Annotated in this window: 21 protein-coding genes; 4 read left to right on the top strand and 17 right to left on the bottom strand. The window is 63.8% G+C overall.

All coding sequences use genetic code 11. The features are described from left to right. Window positions 1-21: 21 nt before the first annotated feature. The 5 genes from RBB32_RS07975 to RBB32_RS07955 form a co-directional block, all read right to left on the bottom strand. Window positions 22-1,395 (bottom strand): NAD(P)/FAD-dependent oxidoreductase, encoded by a 1,374-nt coding sequence (locus tag RBB32_RS07975; RefSeq protein WP_306152174.1) that lies wholly within the window; start codon window positions 1,393-1,395, stop codon window positions 22-24. Continuing rightward, window positions 1,392-1,715 carry a (2Fe-2S)-binding protein gene (locus tag RBB32_RS07970; protein ID WP_306152173.1) on the bottom strand — a complete coding sequence of 108 codons (324 nt, stop codon included), beginning with the start codon at window positions 1,713-1,715 and terminating at the stop codon, window positions 1,392-1,394. Before RBB32_RS07970 ends, RBB32_RS07975 begins: the two co-directional genes overlap by 4 nt. Further along, the gene (locus RBB32_RS07965; RefSeq protein WP_306152172.1) at window positions 1,712-3,697 is read right to left on the bottom strand and encodes a hydantoinase B/oxoprolinase family protein; all 1,986 of its coding nucleotides are present in this window, start codon (window positions 3,695-3,697) and stop codon (window positions 1,712-1,714) included. Before RBB32_RS07965 ends, RBB32_RS07970 begins: the two co-directional genes overlap by 4 nt. A gap of 4 nt (window positions 3,698-3,701) precedes the next feature. After that, window positions 3,702-5,756, bottom strand: a complete 2,055-nt coding sequence (locus RBB32_RS07960; RefSeq protein ID WP_306152171.1) for a hydantoinase/oxoprolinase family protein — start codon at window positions 5,754-5,756, stop codon at window positions 3,702-3,704. Window positions 5,757-5,847: 91 nt separating this feature from the next. Beyond that, window positions 5,848-6,732, bottom strand: a complete 885-nt coding sequence (locus RBB32_RS07955; protein ID WP_306152170.1) for a LysR family transcriptional regulator — start codon at window positions 6,730-6,732, stop codon at window positions 5,848-5,850. 110 nt (window positions 6,733-6,842) lie between these two features. On the opposite strand from RBB32_RS07955, the gene RBB32_RS07950 reads away from it, so the two are divergent. Then, window positions 6,843-7,949 carry an FAD-binding oxidoreductase gene (locus RBB32_RS07950; protein WP_306152169.1) on the top strand — a complete coding sequence of 369 codons (1,107 nt, stop codon included), beginning with the start codon at window positions 6,843-6,845 and terminating at the stop codon, window positions 7,947-7,949. Between the two features lie 2 nt (window positions 7,950-7,951). Here the strand turns inward: RBB32_RS07950 and RBB32_RS07945 are convergent, their stop codons facing one another. Continuing rightward, window positions 7,952-9,277, bottom strand: a complete 1,326-nt coding sequence (locus RBB32_RS07945; protein ID WP_306152168.1) for an FAD-binding oxidoreductase — start codon at window positions 9,275-9,277, stop codon at window positions 7,952-7,954. Window positions 9,278-9,435: 158 nt separating this feature from the next. Here RBB32_RS07945 and RBB32_RS07940 point away from each other — a divergent pair, with 158 nt between their 5' ends. After that, a complete protein-coding gene (locus RBB32_RS07940; RefSeq protein WP_306152167.1) occupies window positions 9,436-9,930 on the top strand; it encodes an Lrp/AsnC family transcriptional regulator in 495 nt (164 codons plus the stop codon). Window positions 9,931-9,946: 16 nt separating this feature from the next. Here RBB32_RS07940 and RBB32_RS07935 read toward each other — a convergent pair whose 3' ends face one another. The 9 genes from RBB32_RS07935 to argE all read right to left on the bottom strand — a co-directional run bounded on the left by RBB32_RS07935 (window position 9,947) and on the right by argE (window position 20,480). Next, complete coding sequence (locus RBB32_RS07935) at window positions 9,947-11,611, bottom strand: ABC transporter ATP-binding protein (RefSeq protein ID WP_306152166.1); 1,665 nt, start codon at window positions 11,609-11,611, stop codon at window positions 9,947-9,949. Next, the gene (locus RBB32_RS07930) at window positions 11,611-12,477 is read right to left on the bottom strand and encodes an ABC transporter permease (RefSeq protein WP_306152165.1); all 867 of its coding nucleotides are present in this window, start codon (window positions 12,475-12,477) and stop codon (window positions 11,611-11,613) included. Before RBB32_RS07930 ends, RBB32_RS07935 begins: the two co-directional genes overlap by 1 nt. After that, window positions 12,477-13,436, bottom strand: coding sequence for an ABC transporter permease (locus tag RBB32_RS07925; RefSeq protein WP_306152164.1), 960 nt, complete (start codon window positions 13,434-13,436; stop codon window positions 12,477-12,479). The genes RBB32_RS07930 and RBB32_RS07925 overlap by 1 nt, the downstream gene beginning before the upstream one ends. 75 nt (window positions 13,437-13,511) lie before the next feature. Continuing rightward, complete coding sequence (locus RBB32_RS07920; protein ID WP_306152163.1) at window positions 13,512-15,125, bottom strand: ABC transporter substrate-binding protein; 1,614 nt, start codon at window positions 15,123-15,125, stop codon at window positions 13,512-13,514. Between the two features lie 90 nt (window positions 15,126-15,215). Then, window positions 15,216-15,947 (bottom strand): HAD-IA family hydrolase, encoded by a 732-nt coding sequence (locus RBB32_RS07915; protein ID WP_306152162.1) that lies wholly within the window; start codon window positions 15,945-15,947, stop codon window positions 15,216-15,218. 170 nt (window positions 15,948-16,117) lie between these two features. Beyond that, a complete protein-coding gene (locus RBB32_RS07910; protein ID WP_306152161.1) occupies window positions 16,118-17,029 on the bottom strand; it encodes a glyoxylate/hydroxypyruvate reductase A in 912 nt (303 codons plus the stop codon). Further along, complete coding sequence (locus tag RBB32_RS07905; RefSeq protein ID WP_306152160.1) at window positions 17,026-18,405, bottom strand: aspartate aminotransferase family protein; 1,380 nt, start codon at window positions 18,403-18,405, stop codon at window positions 17,026-17,028. The genes RBB32_RS07910 and RBB32_RS07905 overlap by 4 nt, the downstream gene beginning before the upstream one ends. Window positions 18,406-18,417: 12 nt before the next feature. After that, window positions 18,418-19,257, bottom strand: a complete 840-nt coding sequence (locus tag RBB32_RS07900) for a GNAT family N-acetyltransferase (protein ID WP_306152159.1) — start codon at window positions 19,255-19,257, stop codon at window positions 18,418-18,420. Window positions 19,258-19,382: 125 nt separating this feature from the next. Beyond that, window positions 19,383-20,480 (bottom strand): acetylornithine deacetylase, encoded by a 1,098-nt coding sequence (gene argE, locus RBB32_RS07895; protein WP_306152158.1) that lies wholly within the window; start codon window positions 20,478-20,480, stop codon window positions 19,383-19,385. 245 nt (window positions 20,481-20,725) lie between these two features. Here argE and RBB32_RS07890 point away from each other — a divergent pair, with 245 nt between their 5' ends. After that, window positions 20,726-21,391, top strand: a complete 666-nt coding sequence (locus tag RBB32_RS07890) for a haloacid dehalogenase type II (protein WP_306152157.1) — start codon at window positions 20,726-20,728, stop codon at window positions 21,389-21,391. A 17-nt stretch (window positions 21,392-21,408) separates the two neighbouring features. After that, complete coding sequence (locus RBB32_RS07885) at window positions 21,409-22,698, top strand: FAD-binding oxidoreductase (RefSeq protein WP_306152156.1); 1,290 nt, start codon at window positions 21,409-21,411, stop codon at window positions 22,696-22,698. A gap of 12 nt (window positions 22,699-22,710) precedes the next feature. Here RBB32_RS07885 and RBB32_RS07880 read toward each other — a convergent pair whose 3' ends face one another. Next, window positions 22,711-23,640, bottom strand: a complete 930-nt coding sequence (locus RBB32_RS07880; RefSeq protein ID WP_306152155.1) for a GNAT family N-acetyltransferase — start codon at window positions 23,638-23,640, stop codon at window positions 22,711-22,713. 528 nt (window positions 23,641-24,168) lie between these two features. After that, window positions 24,169-25,113 carry a LysR family transcriptional regulator gene (locus RBB32_RS07875; protein WP_306152154.1) on the bottom strand — a complete coding sequence of 315 codons (945 nt, stop codon included), beginning with the start codon at window positions 25,111-25,113 and terminating at the stop codon, window positions 24,169-24,171. Window positions 25,114-25,282 lie beyond the last annotated feature (169 nt).

The following is a 25,282-nucleotide window of genomic DNA, read 5'->3' as shown; positions in this document are numbered from 1 at the left end:
GGACGCAGAAGATTGTGTCGTTCACTCGGGCTTGTCCGCAGCGGCAGCGATCACTCCAAGCGGCGCCGGACGCACCGGCGGCTGCGCGCGCAAACGGCCCACGGTGGCAGGGCCACACCCCACCTGCGCCGCCGTCACCTCGGCTCCCGCGATCTGGCAGTACCGCCCTTGGCAGCGCCCCATGCCGACACGGCTCAGGGATTTGGCGCGGTTCACCTCCGGCCCCGACAACGTCAGGGTCCGGCGCAGGTCGCCCGCGGTGATGCCTTCGCACCGGCAGAGGATCGCGTCTTCGGGCAAGGCCCGAACCATCTCGGCAGGCCAAGGAAACGCGGTCGCGATCCCCTTGGCGAAGCGACCCATGCGCCGCTTTCGGCCCAAGTCGCGGTTCTGCGCCGCCACATCTACGTGATGTCCAAGATCGGCAAGACAGGCGCGTGCTGCCAGCCGTCCGGCAATCTCGGCGCCGTCGGCACCCAGAATGCTCATCCCATCCCCGGCCAGATACACCCCGTCTTGGGCGCGGCCCGCCGCGTCGGTTCGGGGCAACCACTGGGCCCATATGTCCGACCACGCGAACTCGGCTCCCGCCAGATCAGCCAGCGCCGTCTCGGCGCGCAAATGCCACCCCAGCGCAACGGTATCGCAGGCCGTCCGATGCGCCCGGCCCCGCGTATCGCGCCAGGTGACTGCCGCAGGGCTGGTGCCGTCACCTTCAATACCCGTCAGCGTGACACCGGCGCGATAGCGCCTGCCCAGGCCGGCGCGCAGCCGTAGACCGCGCAGCGTGACCCCGGGGCGCGCCAACGCCATGTCAAAGCCACCACGGATCTGCGCACCCCACGGCGCCGTGTCCAGCACCGCGGCCACCGTCGCCCCGGCGGAGATCAGCTGTGATGCAACCAGTGTCAGAAGTGGTCCCGAGCCCGCCAGAACAATTTGCCGCCCAAGGGCGACGCCTTGGGACTTCAGCGCAATCTGCGCAGCCCCCAGCGAAAAGACACCCGCCATCTGCCAGCCCGGTACCGGCGCCAGCCGGTCGGTCGCGCCGGGCGCGAGGATCAGGCGATCGTAGGGGACCGCAAAAACGCCGTCCGGGCCGAGCACCTGCGCAACCCCGTCCTGCAGGCCCAGAACGCTGCACCGGGGGTGATAATCGACCTGCCCGTCGCATACGAAACCGTCGAAAGTCTCATGCAACTGCACGGCTTTCCCGGCCTCGGATCCATAGAGCGTGCGCGGGGGCCGCTTGAAGCCGTCGGTCGGACGGCGATAAATCTGCCCGCCCGCGCGGGCGCCCTCGTCCACAACCACCGGGCGTAGCCCGGCGGCGACAAGCACCTCTGCCGCGCGGATGCCCGCAGGCCCCGCCCCCACGATCAGAACACGCGTCATGGCGCGGGCCAGCTGTCGGGAGGGGCTGCGCGCAGCCGCATGCCCTCTTGAAGCAATGTGGAACAGGCGCGCAAGCGCGGCCCGTTCTCTTGCCAGAGCCAGCAATCCTGGCATGCTCCCATGAGGCAAAACCCCGCACGCCGTTCCGGCCCGAATTCCGCATTCCTCAGATGGGTAGCTGCCGCCAGGACGGCGGTTAGAACCGTATCCCCCTCCAGCCCCGCCATCGCGCGTCCCTCAAAAGTGAAGGCCAGCGTGGGGCGGTCGGTCTCGGCCAGCCGTTGCACGCGTCCCTCCTCAGGTGTGACGCTGTGGCTCATTCTGCAGCCTCTGCGGTGGCCTGTGGTTGCGGGATATCTGGAAACCGAGCGCAGGTCTCATCGAACGCGGCGCTGACTCCTTCGGCGCCCACGCGCCCCTCCATCCGGCGGAAAATTTCCGTCTTAACGAAAAAGCGCCACTGCACGGGCAACGCCGTCAGGATATCGGTCAGACGCGTATAAGCCGCTTCACTCCACTGCGCCTCGAACGTGTCGCGCTCGGGCCCGTAATGGAAATGCCCCTCATGCACCCGAGCCTCGGCCCGCAGCTTGGCCGTGGCCGCTTCGTCCACTTCCCCGGCCTTCAGCACCACGCCATATTCAGCCCGTGCCGCCTCTTCGGACACTTGCCCGCGCCGCACGTCGAGCGCCACCCGCCAGGCTTCGCGTTCCATCGGGTTGCCGCGCCCACCGCCGCCTGCCGACCGCAGCGAAAGCACGTCGCCGGGTTGCAATATGGCGGTGTCGGCGCTGCCCATTTGGCGGGCGTCGGGGGTGCCGGGATTGATCACCATCTCGGCCAGTCCCGCCGCGCGCCCGCCCAAAACACCCCAAGGGCGAAAGCGCGAGCGGTCACGGTTTCGCGCGGTGATGCGCGTGTCGGGGGCAAAGACGCGAAACGCCATTTCCGTGGCCAGCCCGCCGCGCCAGCGCCCGGCGCCGCCGGTGTCGCGGGCCAGACCGTATTTGACAAATTCCACCGGCACCTCGGTTTCGGTGATCTCGATCGGCGTGTTGCGCAGATAGGCCGCATCCGCGCCCGACCCGTTGGTGCCGTCGCGATCGGGCATGCCGCCGCCGCCGCCCACCACGGGGTTCACAGCCGCGATGATCTTCTGCCCGCTGCGCTCGTCATGGGTCATGACGTTGACGATGCAGTTGTTGCCTGCAGGTGCCGCCGGCATCCGCTCGGGCACTGCCTGGCTGAACGCGCCGAAGATGACCGAACGCAGCCGCGCGCAGGTCAGCGACCGCATTCCCACAGCCGCGGGCGCGACGGGGTTGAGGACCGTTCCCTCGGGCGCGATGCAGGTGAAGGGCCGCGTGATGCCAGTGTTCAGCAACAGCTGCGGATTGAGTGTGTAGAGCACGTAATAAACGCCCACCATCAGGATGGTGTGGCGCGGATCGCCCCCCGACGGCACGTTCAGCGACGAACCCAGCTGCGGGTCGGATCCGGTGAAATCCAACTCTGCACTGTCGCCGCGAATGCGCAGCGTCAGGTTCAGGCGGCAGGGGTTTGCGAAATCACTGTCCTCGTCTGCGTAATCGGCAAAGCTGTACTCCCCATCGGGGATCGCGCGCAGAATCTCGCGGGCCTGCGCTTCGGCCTGGTCCTTGAGCGCGGCGACGCCCGACAAAAACCCGTCCCGTCCAAAGCGCGCCAGCATCGCCTGAACCTTACGCTCGCCGGTGTTTAGCGCGCCCACCAGCGCCTTGATATCGCCGATATTAAGATTCGGCTTACGCACGTTGGTTTCCATGATCCGCAGAATCTGCGCGTCGAACACGCCTTCGTTCACCAACTTCATCGGTGGGAACCGCAGGCCTTCTTGGTGGATCTCTGTCAGCGAACGCGACAGCGATGCCGGCACGGCACCGCCCATGTCGGTGTTGTGGATATGCCCACCGGTCCAGGCGACGACCTCGCCTTCGTGAAAGACGGGCTTCCACAGATGCGTGTCGGGCGCGTGCGTGGCCACGTGGCCGGAATAGGGATCGTTGGTAAAGGCCACGTCACCGGGGCAGTAATCGTCGATCATCTCGATGGCCCGCCCATAGGTCAGGCCGGGATACCATGTCGCACCGAGTTCCATAGGGACGGCAAAGGTATCGCCCAGGCGGTCCATGACCATTACGGTGAAGTCCTGCGTTTCCTTGACGAAGGCGGAATGGGCCGTGCGGTGCAGCGTGTAAGCCATGTTCTCGGCCGCCGCACGGGCGTGATTGGCCAGAACCTGAAGGGTCATCTTGTCGGACAATGGATCACTCCGCGAATTCGAGATGGATGTTGAGATGCCGGTCCACATGCGCGGCGGCACCGTCGGGGACGGCCAGCGTGGTGTCCTCCTGACAGACCACAGCGGGGCCATGGAACGCCGCCCCCGGAACGAGGTTCGCACGCTCGAAGAGCGGGATGTCCCGCGTACCATTGAGATGCACCCGCACCTGCCGCGCGGGCACTGCGGGAGCCGCCTCTACGGCCGATTCCTGCGCCATATCGGGCTTGGGCGTGAGGCCGATGGCCGACAACCGCAGGTTCACGATCTCGATGGCACCGTTTTGATCCTCAAAATCATAGATCTGTCGATGGGTGCCGTGAAACGCCGCCGCCATGCGAGCGGGATCACTCAACCAATCAGGCTCCAGCGGCGTCTCGATCTCATAGCTCTGCCCGGCATAGCGCATATCGGCCGACAGCCGGATCTGCGCCGCACCGTCGTGACCTTGGGCGACCAGCCACGCCTGCCCTTCGCGCCGCAGCGCATCGAAGGCGGCGCGCAGTTGCGGCACGGCGCTGTCGTCCAGCCCGGCGAACACGGTTTGCAAGAAATCACCCCGCATATCCGCCACCAGGCCACCCAGCGCGGAGACCACGCCCGGCCTACGCGGCGCCAGCACTCGCGACATGCCCAACTCGCGCGCCAGAAACGCGCCCATCATCGGCCCGCCGCCGCCAAAGGGCATCAGCGTGAAGTCCCGCAGATCAACGCCTGCGCGCGAGCCCAGCTTCTCGACCTCTACGAACATTTCCGAAACCGCGATGTTCAGGATAGCCTCCGCTGTCTCTTCCACGCTGCGGCCCATCGGCTCGGCAAGGCTGGCCACCGCGGCACGGGCCAGATCCCGGTCGATCTGCAACTGGCCATAGGCCATTTCGGCCTGCCCCAACCATCCGCAGACAGCCATCGCATCGGTCACTGTGGGCTCCGTACCGCCGCGCCCATAGCACGCGGGCCCCGGTGTCGAGCCAGCCGACTCCGGGCCGACTCGCAGCACACCGTGGCCGTCAACACTGGCAATCGAGCCGCCGCCAATGGCGATGGAACTGACAGACACCGACGGGATGTACAGCGGGAAATCCCCAATACGTTCGTCGGCACCATATTGGACCTCACCATCGACGATCAGCGCGAAATCTGCAGAGGTGCCGCCGATATCCAGCGTCAGGACCTGTGACGCGCCCGCCTGCCGCGCCAGCCAAGCCGCGCCAATCACGCCTGAGGCGGTCCCCGACAAAAGCATCGAGACACAGTCGCGCCGCCCCTCGAAGGCGCTCATCAGCCCACCATTGGACTTGGTCAGCAAAGCCTTGGTCGGCACGCCCCGCCCTGCCAGCCGGTTTTCGAGCGCTTCGAGATAGCCTGCCACGCGCGGGTGAACATAGCCGTTCAGAATTGTTGTCGAACTGCGTTCGTATTCGCGGATGACCGGCCAGACCTCAGACGAGGTGAAGACGAAAAGATCCGGCGCCTCGGCTTCGATCATGGCTTTTACCGCCGTTTCCTGCGCGCCGTTACGCCAACTATGAAGGAACGACACCACGATCCCCTCGACACCGACACCGCGCGCTTGCACAACCGCTTCCCGCACCGCCTCGGGCGTGGGGGCCAGCGGTTCGCTACCGTCGGCCCGCAAACGCGCCGGCACGCCGAAGATACGATCGCGCGGCACCAGCGGCTCGGCCCGGTGACAGAACAGCGAGTACATGTCTGGCATGGCAAGCCGCGCCAGTTCGATCACGTCCTCGAAGCCTTCGTTGGTTACCAGCGCAAGCTTCGCGCCCTTGCGCTGAAGGATGGTGTTGATCCCCACCGTGGTCCCGTGCACGAACCGCGTCACGCAGGCGGGGTCGAGCCCCTCGCGCTCGGTCAGCAGGTCGAGCCCGGTCAACAATTCGGCCCCCGGATCATCGGGCGTGGTCAACACCTTGAGCGATGCGATGCGTCCGCTGGTCGTGTCCAGCGCGCAAAAATCCATGAAGGTTCCGCCAATATCGACGCCGACCTTCCAATCCGCCGGGGCGCAAATGCCATCCATCTTTTCTGGTCCTTTCGGTCATTCGCCGTAACAGGACCAGATAAGGCGGGCGCGGTCCAAGACGGATCGCGCGACGGAATATAAGGAAGACTTATGGCTCCGTCAGCGGAGTGGCGTGAAGCAGCTGACGCATCTCCTCTTCGGCACGCGAAAGGCTCCGGTCCCGCGCGACCAGCAGCGAAACCGGCAGGCTTGGTGTTTCGCTCAGCGGTCGCGTCAAAATGCCTGGAAACTGAACCCAGGGCAAAAGTGCATCGACCAACGCAACACCCAACCCGGCCCGAACGAACCCCGCCGCCGAAATAGAGCTGTCGATCTCGATCTGCGGCGAAAAGCTGCTCCCGCGCCTGCGCATGGCCATGTCCAGTTCGTCATGCGGCCGCGTCTGGCTGCGGTAGGAAATGATCGTCTCATCCTTCAGATCGGCGTAGTCGAGCGTCTCTTGGCGGGCCAGCACATGATGTTCGGGCAGAAGGCAGCAGAAATCCGTCGTCCCAATATGCTCGACCGTGATGTCGGGTGGCAGGTCATCGTCCAGCGCCAGCGCCATCGAGGCATCTCCTGTTCGCAGCAGTTCCACCATCGCCGCAAGCGGTGCCACATGTGTCCGCAGCACCACATCTGGATGATCCGCGCGAAACGCCTTCAGCGCCCGCGGCAGCAGGGACATCCCCGGCGGCGGCGAAGCGGCGATACGCACCAGCCCAGCTCGGCCCAGCCGCAGGTCAGATGCCTTGCGTCGCAATCCTTCAAGCCCGGCAAACAGGCGCTCGGCCTCGGGATAGATCTCGAATGCTTCGGGCGTCGGCCGCAAGCGGCCTTTCTCGCGGTCGAAAAGATCGAAGCCCAGCTGTGCTTCGGTATGGATCAGAATCTGACTCAGCGCGGGCTGCGAAATATTGAGTAGCCGCGCCGCACCGGTGACGGTTCCTGCCCGCATGACGGCGGTGAAGACTTCTAGCTGACGTGCGCGCATCGTTCGTATCCCATAGGTGCGACTTATAGCGTGCCACGTATCCGGTCTTTGACACAAGCGGCCTACCAGCGTTTGATTGCAGAAATTCCTTTGCGAAAGGACAATGCTGCATGGATGCAATCGTTCTCGGTGGCGGTCTGATGGGAACCGCGTCGGCCTACTTCCTAGCGAGCCGCGGAGTCCGCGTTACCCTGATCGAGCGCGCCCGGATCGGAGCCGGGGCGACCGTGGCCTCTTTCGGCAACATCCGGCGCAGTGGGCGTCACTTATCGCAACTGCCCTTGGCCGCCCGCTCGCTGGCTATCTGGAACGAGGCGGAAGTACTCCTTGGCCGTGACGTGGAATTTCGCCCTACCGGGCACCTGCGGCTGATCTTCGACGCCGACAGCCTGGAGGACATGCGCACCTACGTCCAGGCGGCCAACGCGCAAGGCCTGATTCTCGACGAATTGGACACGTCCGAATTGCACGCCCGGTTTCCCGGCATCGGGCCGGACGCAATCGCCGCCTCCTTCTCGCCGCGTGACGGATCCGCCAACCCCCGACTTATCGGCCCGGCCTTTGCGGACGCAGCGGTACGTGCAGGCGCATCGGTGGTCGAAGAGGCGCCGGTCTTGGACATTCGCACCACCGCTGCCGGATTCGAGTTGGAGACGGCAAAAGGCAACTTCCAGGCCGCCCTCCTACTGAACTGTGCAGGCGCATGGGGCCGCTCCATTGCCGCACACTTCGGCGAGGACGTACCGCTGGAAACCTGGGGGCCGCAGATGGCGGTGACCGAACCTCTGCCTCATCGCATCGCGCCCGTGGTTGGTGTCTGGTCCCAAGCGCACGGCGCCTATCTGCGCCAAGTCGAACGCGGCAACGTAATCTTTGGCGGTGCTGTCGACCGTGTACGCGTCGAGGCCGAGCCGGGGTATGCAAAACCCGACCCGGCCCGCCTGCCGGCCCAAGTGGCAGCGGTCATCAAGCTGGTTCCGGCGCTGGCGGACGTGGCCGTGATCCGTCAGTGGTCGGGCTGCGAAGGCTATGTCGCCGATGCGCTGCCCGTTATGGGGCCGTCGAGCACGACACCGGGGCTGTTTCATGCCTTCGGATTTTGCGGGCACGGGTTTCAGCTTGGGCCCGGCGTCGGCTCGGCGATGGCGGAACTGATTGCAACGGGACAGTGCGAGACGCCGCTCGATGAGTTCGCCATCACTCGGTTCGCGGCATGAAATCAGAACTCCGCCACTTTGCCCCACTGCCCTTTGTCGAATCTGGCAAGGCGATATTGCTGCGTCTCGGTGATCGGCGTGCGTCCCAGCACCATGTCGGCCACAAGATGTCCAACGCCGGGTCCGATGCCGAACCCATGCCCCGAGAGCCCCGCGGCCAGCACCAGCCCGGGCGTCCCGATATCGGCGTCAATCACCGGCACGCCGTCGGGCGTGCTGTCGATATACCCCGCCCATTGCGCCTGCACCGGCAGCCCGACGAGACCCGGCAGCAGCGCGCGGGCACGCTTCAGCGTCAGGTCGACCAGCGCCTTGCTGGGTTTGGGGTCAAGGATGCGAACGCGCTCCATCGGTGTTGTGTCGTCCAGGGCCCAGACCTTGCGCGTCTCGAACCCGGCACGCCATGCCTGTGCCCCACCGGGGCGCAAAACGCGCCAGCGTCTGGCGAACATGGGCAGGAAGTGACGCGCCCCGGCGATAGCCCCCGGCGTGGGGTCGAGATTGGCCAGCCCCGAGACTGCCAAAGTATAGGCGCCGTCCCGGCGCCGCGTGGCGGACACCTTGGCGGTATGCAGCGCATCCGGAATGCCCTTTGCGCCTGGCGCTACCGACAGAATCGAGCTGCGAGCCGAAGCCTGCGGAAGCCCTATGCCATGCCGGTGCATGAAGCTACCGGCCCACGATCCGCCGGCCATTACGGCCACGCGGGTGCGGATTGTCCCGCGTTCGGTGATCACAGCCGAGACTGCACCGGCCTCGGTCTCGAGTCCGCGCGCCGCGCAACCCTGCACGACCGTGCCGCCATGCTGCATGACCCCGGTCGCAATCAGCGGCGCGGCGCGCGACGGGTCGGCAACACCATCGCTTGGCGACCAGACGCCGCCCTGCCATTCCTTGCCCGTGGCCGCCCCCCGTTCGGTGGCCTCCTCCGGGCTCAGCATCCGCGTATCCACGCCCTCGCCTCGGGCAAACTTGCCCCAGCGCGCCCAGCCGTCGAGTTCGGCCGCATCATTGGACAGATACAGCAGCCCGCAACGCCGAAACCCCAGATCCGCTCCGATATCGGCGGCCATATCCTCCCACAGCGTCAGGCTCCGGGTCGACAAGGGCAGTTCGCGTGCGTCCCGGTTCTGCTGGCGGCACCAGCCCCAGTTGCGGCTGGATTGTTCGGCGCCGATCCGGCCTTTCTCCAGCAGGACAACGCTTTGTCCCGCGCGGGCCAGCCAGTAAGCGGCGCTAACGCCCACAATGCCGCCGCCGATGACCACGCAATCGGTGCTTTCGGGAATTTCGGTGTGCGTATCGATTTCAAGCAAAGGTGCAGGCATGATTATTCCATGTGTTTCTCGAAACCTAGCTGTAGAGTTCCGGTGCTTTATGCCGCATATGGGAAGGTGACCGGCAGATCGTTGCGTATTTGCCGGCGCTCGAGGGCGGACGAACCACGGCATGGCCTGCCGTGCCGTTTCATGCAAGGACAAGACTGATGAGCAATTCGCAAAAGCTGGACCGCATCGACGTCAGGATCTTGGCCGAGTTGCAGCGCAACGGCCGGATCACGAACGTTGAACTGGCTGATCTGGTTCATCTCTCGCCCTCGCCCTGCCTGACACGCGTCAAGAAGTTGCAAAAATCGGGCTACATCACCGGCTATTCGGCGCTGATCAATGTCGCCAAACTGGGCGAGACGCTGACCGTTTTCACCGAATTCACTTTGAAGAACCATAGGCAGATAGATTTCGCTCGCTTCCAGGAAGCGCTTGAAAAGATTGATAGTTGTGTCGAATGTCACTTGATTTCGGGAGGCTACGACTACCTGGCGAAGTTCGTTACGTCAGGTATCAGCGACTACCAGGAGATCATCGAAGACCTCATTGACCGCAGCGATGTCATCGACCGCTATTTCAGCTTCGTCGTGATGAAGACTCCGTTCATCAAGCGGCAGCTGCCTCTGACCCGACTTTTTGCCGACACGGAGTGACAAAGACCCCGACCCGCTATCGGCCTGAAAAGGCTGCCAGCAATTCCGGATCCTGCTCCAGCCCCTCCAGCCATCCGGTATCCAGCTGCGGCACCGAAGATACCAGCAGACGCGAATAGGCATGGGTGGCCTCGTCGGACATACGCGCCGCCGGCAGTGCCTCTACGACCTCGCCCTTGTACATCACAAGCACGTCATCGCAGATCGCCTCAACCGTCGACAAATCATGGCTGATGAACATGTAACTGAGACCAAGCTCCTGTTGCAGCTCCTTCAGCAGGTCCAGGATGGCGGCGGCCACGACCGTATCTAGCGCCGAGGTGATCTCGTCGCAGAGGATCAGTTCAGGCTCGGCCGCCAACGCACGGGCAAGGTTCACACGCTGTTTCTGGCCGCCCGACAGTTCCGACGGCAGGCGGTGCCGCAGAGCGGGCGGCAGGTGGACCATGTTCAACAGTTCGATCACGCGCTTCTCGCAGGCCGCGCCGCGCAGTCCTTTGTAGAACTTCAACGGCCGGGCGATGATCGCGCCCACCGAATGCGCCGGGTTGAGCGCGGTATCGGCCAGCTGAAAGACAATCTGCGCGCGTTGCAATTCCTGCTTGCTGCGCTGCGATAGCGACGGAGAGAGAGTCTTGCCGTCCAACAGCACCTCGCCGCGATAGGCCGGCAGGATCCCCGCGACCGCTCGCGCCAGCGTCGACTTGCCTGACCCGGACTCGCCTATCACGCCCAGGTTCCGGCCGCGATAAAGCTCAAAATTCACGTCGCGCATCACCTTGATCAGAGGCTCGCCATCCTTCATCGGGCCATAGCCCGCACAAAGGTTACGAACCTCCAGGATCGGCGTCTCCTTTTCGGGTTCGACCTGCCCGACGGGCTCGTGCGGCACCGGATCGAAGGCCGCGATCAATTCCTTGGTATAGGCGTGTTCCGGCGCGTGCAGGATCTGCTCGGTGGTGCCCTGCTCCTGGATTTCGCCGTTCTTTAGTACCACGATCCGATCCGCGATCTGCGCCACCACGGCCAGGTCGTGGCTCACATAGACCCCGGCCATGCCGCCGTCCTCCATCACCCGTTTGAAGGCGCGCAAGACCTCAATCTGCGTGGTGACATCCAGCGCCGTCGTCGGTTCGTCAAAAATGACCAGCTGCGGGTCGCCGATCAGTGCCATGGCCGCCGACAGGCGCTGAAGCTGCCCGCCCGATACCTGGTGCGGATAGCGCTCGCCGATCGTGTCGGGATCGGGCAGCGCCAGTGCGCGAAAGAGGTCCCGCGCATGGTCCCGCGCCTTTTCCAACGGCATCAGGTCGTGGATGCGCGTGGCTTCCACCACCTGGTCCATGATCCGCTTGGACGGATTGAACGCCGCCGCGGCGGATTGCGGAACGTAAGAGACGTCAGAGCCGCGCAGCCGCGCCCGTTTACGTTCGCTCATCCCTGTGATGTCATGATCGCCCACGCGGATCGTGCCGCCCTTGATGCCACAGCCGCGGCGCGTATGGCCCATGAGCGACAGCGCGATCGTCGTCTTGCCCGACCCGGATTCACCGATCAGGGCCAGCATCTCGCCCGGCGCGATGTCGAAGTCCACGCCACGGATGATCTCGACGTTACGACCCGAGTCCGTGACCGCGCCGATGCGCAGGTCGCGGACGGAAACAAGTGGTGTATCTGTCATCAGTCTGCCCTGTCTCTGATCTTGGTAGGAAGGTTGTCGATGAACATGTTCACCGAGATGGTCAGCGACGCGATGGCGATGCAGGGAAAGATGACCGCCGGCGCGCCAAGGCTCAGCCCCTCGATGTTCTCGCGCACCAGCGCACCCCAGTCGGCATAGGGCGGTTGCACGCCCAGCCCAAGGAACGAAAGGCCCGACAGGACCAGAACGATAAAGACGAACCGCAAGCCCAAATCCGCCAACACCGGCCCCAGAATGTTGGGAAATATCTCGCGCGCGATCATGTAGGGCGTGCCTTCGCCACGGGCGCGCGCCACGGTGACGAAGTCCATGGTGTTGATATTGACCGCCAGCGCCCGCGCAAACCGGTAGGAGCCGGGCATGTAGATCGCCGCCAGCGTCAGGATCAGCACCGGGATCGAAGAGCCGACGGCGGCCACGACCACAAGACCGAAAAGCAACGAGGGGATGCCGTTGAACGCATCCAGCAGGCGCGACAGAAGCGTGTCGAACCAGCCGCCGATAACCGCCGCGATCATCCCCAGGATCACCCCGATCGAACAGGCCAAGGTGACAGAGGCCAGCGCGATCCCCACGGTGTAGCGCGCCCCCATCAGCACGCGCGAGAAGATGTCGCGACCTAGGTAATCGGTGCCCATCCAATGTGCAGCGCTGACGCCGCTGAAGTAGTCCCAGTCGACGATCTCGCCCACCGGATAGGGAGTAATCCAGTTTCCGATCAGGGCGACCACCGCCCAGAAAACGATGATCGCGGCGCCGATCCTGCCCACCCAGGAAAAGCTGTAGCCCATGTTGCCGGGCGTCGGCAGGCGAAACTTGCGAGAAGAGCCGTTGGTTGTCGTCATCACTGGCGTAGCCTTGGGTTCGAGAGAATTGCGACCATGTCCGCGAGCGTGATCAGCGACAGGTAGCTGACGCAGAAGACCATCGCGCAGGATTGGATCAGTGGCAGGTCCCGGGTCGCGACCGCATCGACCATCAGCTTGGCGACCCCGGGATAGTTAAAGACGGTTTCGACGATGATCACCCCGCCCACGAGATAAGACAGCGATAGTGCCACCGCGTTGGCGATGGGACCCAGCGCATTCGGCAGGGCGTGAACAAGCACCATGCGTTGCCGCGAGGCGCCTTTCAGCAGCGCCATCTCGACATAGGGCGTCTCGATCGTCTCGATCACGGCGGCGCGGGTCATGCGGATCATCTGCGCCGACACGACGAAGCTCAGGGTGATCACCGGCATCGCGTAGGCCCGCAACATCGCGCCGATACTGTCGACATTGACGCCATAACTCAGTGCCGGCAGCCAGTCGAGCCAGACGGCAAAGACCAGAACGGCCAGCGTCGCGACCATGAATTCCGGCACCGAGATCACCGAGATCGTGGCGACCGAGACTGCCCGATCCAGCCAGGAGCCGCGATACATCGCGGCGACGATCCCCAGTGTCAACGCCACCGGCACGCAGATTGCGGTCACGATCCCGGCCAACCGCAGCGAGTTCTGCAGGCGTCCGCCCAAGAGCTCGACCACGTCGATGCCGTTCACGTAAGAGCGCCCCATGTCGCCGGTGGCAAGCCCCGCCAACCAGCCCAGGAACCGCTGCAAGGCCGGCTCGTCCAGCCCCATCGCCTCGCGCAGGCCGGCCACGGCCTCGGGCGTCGCCGCCTGCCCCAGCAGGATCTGCGCCACGTCGCCCGGTAGCATTTCGGTGGCAAAGAACACCGCGAAGGACACGATGATCAGCGTCAGGAACGCGATAGCCAGTCGTTTGCCGACAAGGATCCATGTTGTACTAGAGCGGAGCATAAGGCGCCTCGCGTGTCAGGAATGAAAGTGGCCCGCGCATGGTACCACGCGCGGGCGTTCGGTGTCGCCGGGGCCTCAGGCGTCCAGCCAGACGTATTCGGCAAAGGCATAGCCCATCTGCCCGCCCAGCGGGTTTGGACGCATACCCTTCAGCTTTGTGGTCATGCCGTCGACATTCGAGATGTAGGTCGGGATGATCGTGCCGGCCTCGTTGGCCACCATCTCCTGCATCTCCCAGTACATGTCGGTCCGCTTGGTCTCGTCCAAAAGGCCGCGCGCCTCGACCAGCATGCTGTCGAACTTCTCGGAATTATACTGGCTCTCGTTCCACGGCGCCTCGGAGTGATACAGAAGCGAGAACAGGATGTCCGGCGTCGGCCGCGGGTTGATGTTGCCGAAATGGACAGGCGACTTCAGCCAGTAATTGGACCAGTAGCCGTCCGACGGCACTCGCTGCACGTCAAATGTCATGCCAATTTCGGCACCGGCCTGCTGCACGACGGTCGCCATGTCGATCGATGCGTTGGCTGCGTCCGAGGCGACAATCGGAATGGTCTGGCCGAGTACGCCAGCCTTCTCAAAAAGCGCTTTTGCCTTTTCAGGGTCATAGGCCTTGGGCTGCAACTCGCCGTTGTGATAGCGGTTCGCGGGCGACACGGGCTGGTCGTTGCCGATCTCAGCCATGCCGCGCAGGATCGATTTCTGGATCTGCTCGCGGCGGACAAGATGCTTCATGCCTTCGATGAACCCGGCCTTGGCGCCCGGGTCCAGATCCAGCCGGATGTTAAGGTTGGTGTAGTTGCCGGAGGTACTGATCATCGTCTCGACGCCCGGCTGGCCTTCCATCATCTTGAGCGAGCGAGCGTTGACAGCCGCGGCCAGCTGGATGTCGCCGGACAACAGCGCGTTGACGCGGGCATTGTTGTCGGGAATAGCGAAATACTCGAAGCTATCGAGATACGGCCCGGTTTCCTTGAAATAGTCCGGATTGCGCACCAGGGTCGACCGAACGCCCGGATCGAATTCCTCGACCTTGAAAGCCCCAGTGCCGTTCCCCTTCGAAAAATCGGTGGTGCCGTCTGCCACGATCATGAAGTGGTGCAGCGCCAGGATGGTGGGCAGGTCGGCGTTTGGCTCTTGCAGAACGATCTTCACGTTCAGATCGTCGACCGCCTCGATCTCGGTCATCTGCGACGCGATCGAGTTCACCTTCGAGCCGACATCGGGGTCCAGATGGCGTTTCAGGGTGAACACCACGTCCGCCGCGCCCAACGTCTTACCGTCATGGAAGGTCACGCCAGGTCTCAGCTTGATGTTCCAGGTCTTGGCGTCGTCCGAGTCGATCGATTCGGCCAGCTCCATCTCGACCTCGCCCGCCTCGTTGAGGAAGGTCAAACGGTTGTAAATTGCGCAGCAGCGGGTGTAGTCGGTCGACAGCGATGCCTTCGCCGGATCGAGCGTATCGGCGGTCGAGGCGGACCAACCCGCGGCCTTGAGATGCCCGCCGGTCTTGGGCGTTTCGGCCACGGCGCGGCTTGCGCTCATCAAAAGGCTGCTCCCGGCGCCAAGGGCGACACCGGAGCCCATGAGCATTTTCAGCAGATCGCGGCGCGACGCACCTCGGCGAATGGCGTTCTCAACCATGGCGTCATCGCGCGCGGTCCAGTTGTCAGGTTTTTTGTAGGTCATGTCTTGTCTTCCCTGTTGCTGATTTTGGTTTCTGGTTCAGGTCTTGGCCCCGTCCGGCTCTGGCGTCCGGTTTGGGGCGGGATGCCGGGCTCAGGTCCCGGCAGCGCGGTCGGCAGCATCGGCCAGCTCCGCAAGCGATTTGAAATGAAAATCCGGTTCGGTATGGCTCTCCGGCACGACGGTTCCGCCATAGCCCGCCCGGCCATGGCGCCGCTCGATCCAGACGTTCGTCATGCCAAGGCGGCGCGAAATACCGATATCGTGGTGCTGGCTTTGAGCCGCGTGCAAGATCTGATCCGTCGCGCCACCCTTTGCCTCGACATGGGCAAAGACCGTGTGAAAGAATGCCGGATCCGGCTTTTCGGTGCCGGTGTCATCGGTGGTGAAGCCAGCCCAGAAGGGATGTCCCAGCTTGGCCTCGTAGCGTTCGAATGCCCAGCGGCGGGCGTTGGTCATAGCAATCAGGCGATAGCGCCGTCCAAGCCGCGCCAGCGCTTCGGCGCTGTCGGGGAAAGGATCGGCGTCGCCCACCGCCTCGACGATGCGCGTGCGCAGCTCCGGCGTATCGGGCAGCCCGAATTCGGCGGCGATACGGCCATAGCACCGCGCCATATCGTCGGGATAAAGACCGGCTTCGGGCTCTCGTCGCAGTGCGCCGTAAAACGCCAGCACCTTCTCGCGATCAATTTCGACACCCGCTTCGGCGGCAACGCTGTCGATCGCACCGGTGATTGCGGATTCGAAATCGATCAGCGTACCGACCACGTCGAAACTCACGTAGCTGAAGGCGGTCAACGGCTTTGTCGCTGTCGTCTGGGTCATATGAACCTTTCCCTCTGTCTGCCATTGCGTTACTCGCGTGTTTGGCAGCTTCCTTGCTTTGATACTCGCCGCGTTTACCGGCGGCGTGGGGCTGAAATCTGCTTGGCGAGCGGCAGAATCTTTCGTTTTACCCGGTCGCGCAGTGCGAAATGCCGGAACATTCCCATGCCTCAATACCCCTTCTTTCGATGAACCAGCCCGGGCAGATCGCCGCCCTCTCGGCTGGCGCGAATGACGTCCAGGGCGTGGCGGGCCCCTTCTTCCGAGTCCGTCTGCCCACCGATATGCGGCGTGATGACAACCCTTGGATCTTGCCAGGCCCAGTGGTCCTTCGGCAGGGGTTCTGGTTCTGTCACGTCAAGCATCGCGGCCTTCAGAGTTCCCTCGTCCAGTGCCGCGCGCATCGCCTCCATATCCAGCTGCGCGCCGCGTCCGGCATGGACCAGCACCGCCCCCGGGGGCAGCATTCCGAAGACAGGCGTCGACAACAGCCCTTTCGTCTCATCCGTCAGCGGAAGCAGGCAGATCAGCACATCGGTCCGGGCTAGGAAGGGTTCCAGTTGGTCCTGCCGGTAGACCCCGATGCCGGGCACTGGCGTGCCCGACCGGCTCCAGCCCGCGACCTCAAAGCCGAGATCCGTCATGGTCGCCGCCGTCAGACGCCCAATCCGGCCCAGGCCCATGATCCCAACGCGGCCCGCGCTGGCCCTTTGCGGCGGATGGGCACGCCAGTCGCCCTCGGCGGCCTGCGCAAGATAGCACGGCATGTCGCGGTAAAGCATCAGGCTCGCCATCAGAACCCAGTCGCGCACCATCTCATCGACACTGGGGGCCAGCGTCCGTACGAGGGCGACGCCCTCCGGCATCTCCGGCATCTGGTCGACCCCGGCGCCGGTGCTGATGACGGTCTTCAGGTTGGGATAGCACCGCAATTCCTCGGGCGGGTTCCAGCAGGCAATGTGCTCGATGGCCGTCGGGTCCTCGACCGCGTCCTCGCCGAACACCATGGGCGCCCCGGCTTCTTCAAAGACCTGGCTCCAGACACGTCCACGCTCGGAGGGTCCGATCAGCAACAAGGTCATGCGCGCGTCACCTCGCGGATCGCGGGGTCTTCCAAGGTCAGGTCCAATACCCTGCGCGTGCGCTCGACGATCTGGTCGATCTCGGCATCGGTGCAACACAGCGGTGGCGCAAAGCCCAGGATCCCCTGCCCAAATGCCCTCAGGATCAACCCATTCTCATAGGCGCGGTCGAACAGCCGCGTACCGCCCTCCAGCGCCGCCGCGGGCAGCGGGGTCTTCTTTTCCTTGTCGGTAACAAGCTCTACCGCCGCCAGCATTCCGCGCCCACGCACGTCGCCCACCAGCGGATGGTCCGACAGCCCGGCCAGCCCCGCCTGCAGGCGCGCGCCCTGGCGGCGGCCATTGTCCAGCAAGCCGCCTTCATAGAGCTTCAGCACTTCCAGCCCTACCGCCGCCGAGACCGGGTGCCCCGAGTAGGTAAACCCGTGACCGATCAGCTTCTTGCCCGCTCCTTCGGCAATCTTCTGGTAGACGTGATCGCGCATAAAGACGGCCCCCATGGGCGCATAGCCCGAGGTCAGACCCTTGGCGACCGTCATCAGGTCGGGCACGATTCCTTCCTCTTCGCTGGCGAAGAGCGGCCCGGTCCGGCCGAACCCGGTAATCACCTCGTCGGCCACGAAAAGAATTCCAAGCTCGGTGCATACGTCGCGCATCGCCTTTATCCAACCCTTGGGCGGCACCAGAACGCCGCCCGATCCCTGGATCGGCTCTACGAAAAAGGCGGCGACACGCTCGGGCCCCAGTTCCTCGGCCTTGGCGCGAAGGGCCGCGGTCGAGGCGGCGATGATCTCCGACTCATCAGACCCCACGGGATTGCGGTAGGCATAATGCGACGGAATCTTGTGCTGCCAATCATAAGGCACACCAAACCCCTCGTGAAAGACTGGCAGCGCCGTCAGCCCCGCCCCCGCCGAGGTCGAGCCGTGAAACCCCTGAGCGACCGAGATGAACTGATCCCGTTCGGGTTTGCCCTTCGCGTGCCAGAAATAACGGATGAACCGAACGGCGCTGTCCACTGCATCGGACCCACCGAGGCTGAAATAGACGTGATCCAGATCACCCGGCGCGCGTTCGGCCAGTTCCGCGGCCAGCCGGATCGGCGCTTCGGCGCCCAGGTCGAAATACCCCGTGGCATAGGGAAGTTCGCGCATCTGCGCAGCTGCGGCCTCGACCACACTTTCCTGGCCATAGCCTGCGTTGACGCACCAAAGTCCGGCGAAGCCGTCGATCAGCTCGTGGCCCTCGCTGTCGGTCACGCGCGCGCCCTGCGCGGACCGCATGACGCGCACGCCACGGGCCTCGTGGCCGTGAAACGACGATAAAGGATGCACAAGGTGCCGACGATCGAGTTCGACAAGGGAATTTGCAAGCATGGTCTTCTCCGATTATCCAAGTGCCTGAGATACGAGGGCGTATGTCTTGTAGTCTCCGGTGTCTGCCGGCGCGGGTGCAAGGGCCATCGCGGTGCCGCCTCCTGCGTGGTCCAGCCCCAGCGCCGTCACGAACTCCGACAGGCCGGCTGCCTCGGGCAGATCTATGCGCAGGAAACCACCCGCGGTGCGGCGCGCGGCTTCGGTAATCAGCGCCCGCGCGGTGGCTGCGTCCTTGGCCACCACGGGTCCGACCACGTGACCGCGCCCGAACTCCCGCAAGAGCGCAAAACCATTCTCGGCCAGCAACACCTGACCCTCGGCCGCAATAAGCTCCAGCAGGCCCCGCCGCTCCAGACCGCTCGCCTGGCGGTCCATCTCGGCAAGTTGGCCGATATCCGCGACAGTACCGGCAACGATCGAAAGCTCCGGCTCGGTACTGCGCGCGATGCCTTGATGCTGCCGAATCTCATGCGTGGCGACGAAGCCGAGCTTTTCGTATAGCGGCAGGCCCTCGCGCGTCGCCACAAGGCGCATCTCGCCGCCCGCGACAAGCGCCATCACCGCCTGCATCAACTGGCGGCCCAGGCCCCGTCCACGCATCGCTTCGTCAACGATGATCATGTTGAGCAGCGAGACGGCCCCAAATCGGCTGCAACAGGCGGTGCCCGTCACCTTGTCTCCCTCGGTCGCGACGACACCTTCCGAAACGGCCAGGGCGAGGCCCCAGTCCTCTTTCCGGTGCGGCCAGCCGACCTGGCGCGACAGGGCCAGCGCCCCGGCGACGTGTTCGGGGCCAAGCGGACGAATTTCCAGTGCCTCGTGGGGCGGGGTCTGTGCAGATGCCTCGGACATGAATTCACTCTTGATGATTTTCTTGCACCCTAGGCCGCACGGATCGGCATGTTTCGCCTGATGCGAAATCGGTCCGGCAGTTTTCTATCGCCCTCAACGGGCCGCGCCGCAGGAAATGCCGCCCTCTAGCCAGCGCAGCGGCGGCCCAATTCCAGAATCATCTCATGGCAGGCGCGCAACTCGGGCAGCGTCAGGTATTCCTCGGGCCGGTGCGCTCGCGCGATGTCGCCGGGCCCGCAGATGATCGCGGGAACGCCCGCCTGCTGGAACAGCCCCGCCTCGGTCCCGAAGCTGACAGCGGGAAGCGGTGCGTGGCCCGACAGTTCCGCGACCAGTACGGAGAGCGGCTCGGTCGCACCCAGCGCCAGCGGTGGATAGCTCGACAGCCAGTCCGTCTCGACCCCTGCCGCCTCAGCCGCCTCAATTACCGGTGCCAGCAACTCTTGCGGCGCGGCGCCGGCGATGGCGCGCACCTCGATCTCTGCCTCCGCCCGCTCGGGAATGATGTTGAGCGCCTGACCGCCCGCCACCGTGCCGATCTGAAGACTGGACCACGGCGGCGCAAAGCGGTCGTCGCGCGGGCCTTCCAATTCGAGCGCGCGCGCCTGCGCGCGGGCTGCAACCAACACGGGTAACAATGCATGGATCGCGTTAGCCCCAAGATCGGGCCGCGAACTGTGACCGGCCACGCCTGTCGCCTGCAAACGCAGCGCGGCCTTGCCCTTGTGCGCCAGAACGGGCACCAGCCCGGTAGGTTCGCCCACGATGCAACCAAGCGGCGGCGCGCAAAGATCAGGCATCGCCGCAATCATGTGTGGCACCCCCTTGCACCCGGCCTCCTCGTCATAGGACAGCGCGATGTGGATCGGAACGGCAGGTGCCATGTCCGCCAGATCGGGCACCGCCGCCAGAACCGCGGCCACGAAGCCTTTCATGTCGCACGCGCCCCGCCCGATCAGCCGGTCGCCCTGAATGCGCAAGGTGAACGGATCGGCCTGCCATTCCGGCTCGCCCGCCGGCACGACATCCACATGTCCCGACAAAACATACCCCGACTGCGCCGCATCTCCGATAGTGGCAAACAGATTGGCGCGATTGCCTTCAGGTCCCACAAGGATGCGGCAGGATATACCGTGACCCTCCAGCCAATCCGCCACGGCGTCGATCAGCGATAGGTTCGGACATCCGACAACCGTTTCATAGGCCACGAGTGTAGCCAGCATCTCTTCGGGTCTGCGCGAGAATGGCATGATGTCTTGAGTCCTCTTTTTCGAACACGGCGCGTTGCAAGGCACATCCTGGCACAGAGTGCCCGGCGCGGGGCATCGCATCGCCCCGATACCGCAGCACCTTTTGCCGCATCCAGCCCGATCAACGCGATATCCTGCGGTCGGCGCGGAAAACCCGGCAATCCATTCCGTCTGGATCCAGCGAGAATAAGGGCAACTCGAACCCTTTGGAGACTCCCATGCCCTTCACTCCCAAATTCATCACTTTCGACTGCCACGGTACCATGATCTTGTTCGACATGGGCCAGGCCGCGCGCGACCATTACGGAAAGGTGCTGTCTTCCGACGCGATGGAAGTCTTCATTCGCGATTTCTCCGCCTACCGTCTGGACGAGGTGCTGGGCGCCTGGAAACCCTATGCCGAGGTCGTGCACAACGCGCTCGAACGCACCTGCAGGCGCAACGGCGTGGCGTTCGATCCCGCCGTCGCCGCGGAAATCTACGAGCGCGTGCCTACTTGGGGCCCGCATCCCGACGTCACCGCCGGCCTTTCCAAGATCGCGGGCAAGATCCCCCTGGTCGCACTCACCAACGCAATGAACAGCCAGATCTCGCACAACATCGCCAATCTCGGCGTGCCCATCACCCATGTCTTCACCGCCGAGGACGCACAGGCCTACAAACCGCAGATGCGGGCCTTCGAATACATGTTCGACCAGCTGGGCTGTGGCCCAGAGGATGTGCTGCACGTCTCGTCCAGCTTCCGCTATGACCTTATGACGGCACATGATCTCGGCATCACCCATAAGGCCTGGGTCAATCGCGGCCACGAGCCCGCCAATCCTTATTATGGATATACCGAGATTCCGGACATCTCTGGATTGCCCACGCTGGTCGGGCTTTGATGCACACGGAGGCGGACATGAAATACACGTCCTACTGGCTCGACACCGTCCCGCCATTCGAGGGCGGGCAGGAAGCCCCCGTCGAGGGACGGTTCGACGTCGCCATCATCGGCGGCGGCTTCACCGGGCTCAGCGCTGCGCTGCGGCTTGCGCGCGCGGGCGTCTCGGTGGCCTTGCTCGAGGCGCAGCATGTCGGAGCCGGCGGCTCGGGTCGCAACGGCGGACATCTCAACAACGGGCTCGCGCATGGCTATGCCGCGGCCAAGGCGCATTTGGGCGCGGAACGCGCCAATGCACTCTACAAGGCCTATGACCATTCGATCGACATGATCGAGGACATCATCGCCGAGGAAGGCATCGCCTGCGATTTCCGCCGCTCGGGCAAACTCAAGCTCGCCTCGAAACCCGGTCATGTCGCCGGCCTGCGCGCCAATTGCGAACTCATTGCGCGCGAGGTCGATCCCGAGGCGCGCTGGCTCGAACCTTCGGAGCTGCCCGACGAAATCGGGTCGCGCGCCTTTCACGGCGCCACGCTTCAGCCCAAGTCCGCGATGATGCACATGGGCCGCTACGTCACCGGCCTGGCCCGTGCAGCCTCCGGCCACGGCGCACGCATATGGGAAGGTGCGCCGGTGATGGCCCGACACCGGCAGAACGACGGATGGCGGGTCGAAACCCCGCGCGGCTCCCTCCGGGCGGAGCGTGTCATCGCCGCGACGGGTGCCTACTCGGGCGTCCACGGCTCCGCACCACTTAAACCCTTTCGCAAACGGATCATCGCGGTCGGCTCCTTCATCGTGGGCACGCGCCCGCTAGACGACGCCGAAGTCGCGGCGACCCTGCTCGGCAACCGCACTTGCGTGACCTCCATGAACATCGGAAACTATTTCCGCCTGTCGCCCGACAACCGTCTGATCTTCGGTGGGCGGGCACGGTTCTCGGCCACCTCCGACCAGCGCTCCGACGCCAAGTCGGGGGCCATCCTTCGCGCCGGCATGGCCCAAATCTTTCCGCATCTTGCTGATGTGCAGATCGATTATTGCTGGGGCGGGCTGGTCGGCATGACCAAGGACAGGCTGCCCCGCGCCGGAGAAATGGACGGTATGATATACGGCATGGGCTATTCCGGCCACGGCGCGCAAATGTCGACGCTGGTGGGTGCGTCGCTCGCCGACATCGCCCTGGGACGCCAGGACACAAACCCGCTGGCCGACCTCGATTGGCCGGTCGTACCCGGCTATTCGGGCCGCCCTTGGTTCCTGCCATTAGTCGGCATGTGGTTCTCGCTCAAGGACCGCCTGACCTAATCCCTGTCGCGCTCAGCCCAGCGAGTGGGCAGCCAGTCCGAAAATGTGCGGGCCGTCCAGCGGACGACGCTGGTGGCCCAAGTACATTTCGGTGACAGTGTCGTAAACGCCCATACCGATGGCTGACAGAAACACGTTGAACTTCTCGCTTTTCACCGGCGTATCAAGACGCACGAATTCGCCTTCGCTGAGATTGATCAGCGGGGCGGTCAGCATCATCGCGATGTCATCGGTCTCTGCAACCACAGGCCCGACGACCCAGCCGCGCCCGAAGCGGCGGCGCAGCGCAAAGCCACAGATCGTGCCGTCCCGCTCGACGACCATGCCGTCAGACAAGCGCAGCATCTCGGTCAGGGTCCTGTCCCGTGCGGCCCCATACGCATACGTATCCAGAGCCGTGACTGCGGCGGTATCCTCCGGCTGCATCACGCGCGCCGTTACGCCCGGTACCGCATCGGGCAATTGGACCCGCCGCGTCGTGCCCTGATGCTGCCAGATCGTCGTCAGCGGCACAAAGCCCGCTTCCTTGTAAAGCCGGTATCCCTGCCGTGTCGCGCTAAGCCGCATATCCATGTTGGGGAGTTCATCCATCACCCGGCGCAAAAGCCAGCGCCCCGTGCCCATCGTCTGAAGCCGCGGCGCTGTGACCATCATGCCCAGCATGGCGAAATCGGGCTCCGCGCGAAAACACATGGCCGACCCCATGGCGCGGCCGATCTCGTCCACCGCCAGGTACCCTTCGCCCAACGAGATAAAGGCATCCAGATCGCGCCAGCGATGCGGCCAGAAAACCCCGACGGTCAGCTCGTGCAAGAGTGTCCGGTCGGCCGGGCTGATCCGGTGCGCGGTCGCCATGAATTTGTCCACGCGAAAACTGTCTTCCGTAGGCGTGCCTGCTTCGGACAAAGCGTCATTTCCGGACTCGCCAACCTGTTTCACCATGCTTACGCACATCCCTGTTCTTCCGTTGCGCAGGCACGTCGGGCCGTGCCGCGCGGGGTCGGATACCACTTCCTACACAGTATCGACCAATCGTCACGGCTTTTTCTGCGGTTTCCGGCCCGGATACCACAGCATATGCGCTTTGTTATTTGCAAATCTGCCCGTGAACTCCGCGCACCCGGGATTGCACCGGCACGCGCTAGAAGAAAACCACCACCAACGAGGATAAGCCGACCCATGCGCGACGACCCATTGATGCAGCCCTTCCAGATCGGGCCACTGAGCAGGCCCATAGCGCATTTGACTTCGACTGTAACCCGAAAGCCAATCCGTTCTACCGTGGGCGCCCCTGATTTATCCCGTTAGTATTCTTGATCTACGCGCGCCACGATAGGAAGGTAATGAAGCGCGGCTGAGAGTCGTAAGCATGTCACCTTCGTGAATATGCCTCCATCGCGAGCCGTCCACAATTAACATCTCCGACAGTAGAAACTGAACGAGACAGTTTTCTAGGAAACTAAGGGCACCTCACGCTAAGCCAATCTGAAGCGAGAATTTATCTCTCACGTGTTTCACTTCCGCGTCCATTTCTGCGATCAGCCAGTCGCGAATTTCAGTGACGACCGCTGGGATCGGGCGCGCGGCAGGGGCGACAAGGCTGTGGACGCGCCCGGTCGTGAAGCAGTGGGTCGACGCCGGAACCAACCTTTCGTCCAGAAGGGCACCTGACAGCACGCTCAACCAACCCAGCGCAATTCCCTTGCCGGCCAAGGCAGCCTGCAGAACTACGCTGTAATCAGAGAACACATGCCAAGTGTTGCGATCCTCCGTCCCCGCGGACAGGTGAATGCCGCGCCAATCATCCTCGTCGTGGTCAGAGAGATGCAAAAGGACATGTCCGCCTGCATCGCAAATGGGACCGTGCTGCTCCAGGTATTGAGGGCTGCAGACGGGTAGGATGACTTCGGGTGCAAACGCCCACGTGACATATCTATCTTCGTCCGGTTCGACCACGCGGGTCGCTAAGTCCACGGAGTTGGGAATGTCTCCCAGTTTTCCGCTGACAAGCTCAAACCGCAGATCGACATCCGGAAAGCGCTCATTGAATTCGCTGAACCGGGGGACTAACCAATGCGCTACGAAGGAGCTCGACAGCGACAGCGTCACCAGCGGTTTTTCACGAAGGCGTTCCCGACGTTGTCGGATGATCTGAAGAGCAGTCTCTATTCCGCCAAAGCCTATGCTGACGCTATCATAAAGCATGCGCCCTTCGGGGGTTAGCTTGATACCCCGCGCGCGGCGCAGGAAAAGCGGAAATCCGAGGATTTCTTCTAACTGCCCGATTGTGCGACTGATGGAGGGCTGAGATACATTGAATTCGGAAGCCGCTGCCGTGAAGCTGCCGCAGCGCGCGGCAGCTTCAAAGATAAACAGTGCCTTGGAGGATGAAAGTTCTCGGTAGAGCTTAGCCATACGCTCACTTTATGAATGGCATGTTTTTTTTCAAGCTACTCCGTGCGGTTTACCACTGCTACGCTGAGAAAATATGGTCAGCCAGCACATTGCGGAGATCTCCCTCACCCTGTCGACGTCGACGGTGCCAGTGCCGTATTGGCCAAGATTGCAATGATATGCTTTCGGG

Origin of the sequence: Roseovarius sp. MMSF_3281 (genome assembly GCF_030733685.1) — a bacterium.
Lineage (GTDB): Bacteria > Pseudomonadota > Alphaproteobacteria > Rhodobacterales > Rhodobacteraceae > Roseovarius.
The sequence above is the reverse complement of the archived record's forward strand: the minus strand, read 5'-3'. Positions and strand labels throughout refer to the sequence as shown.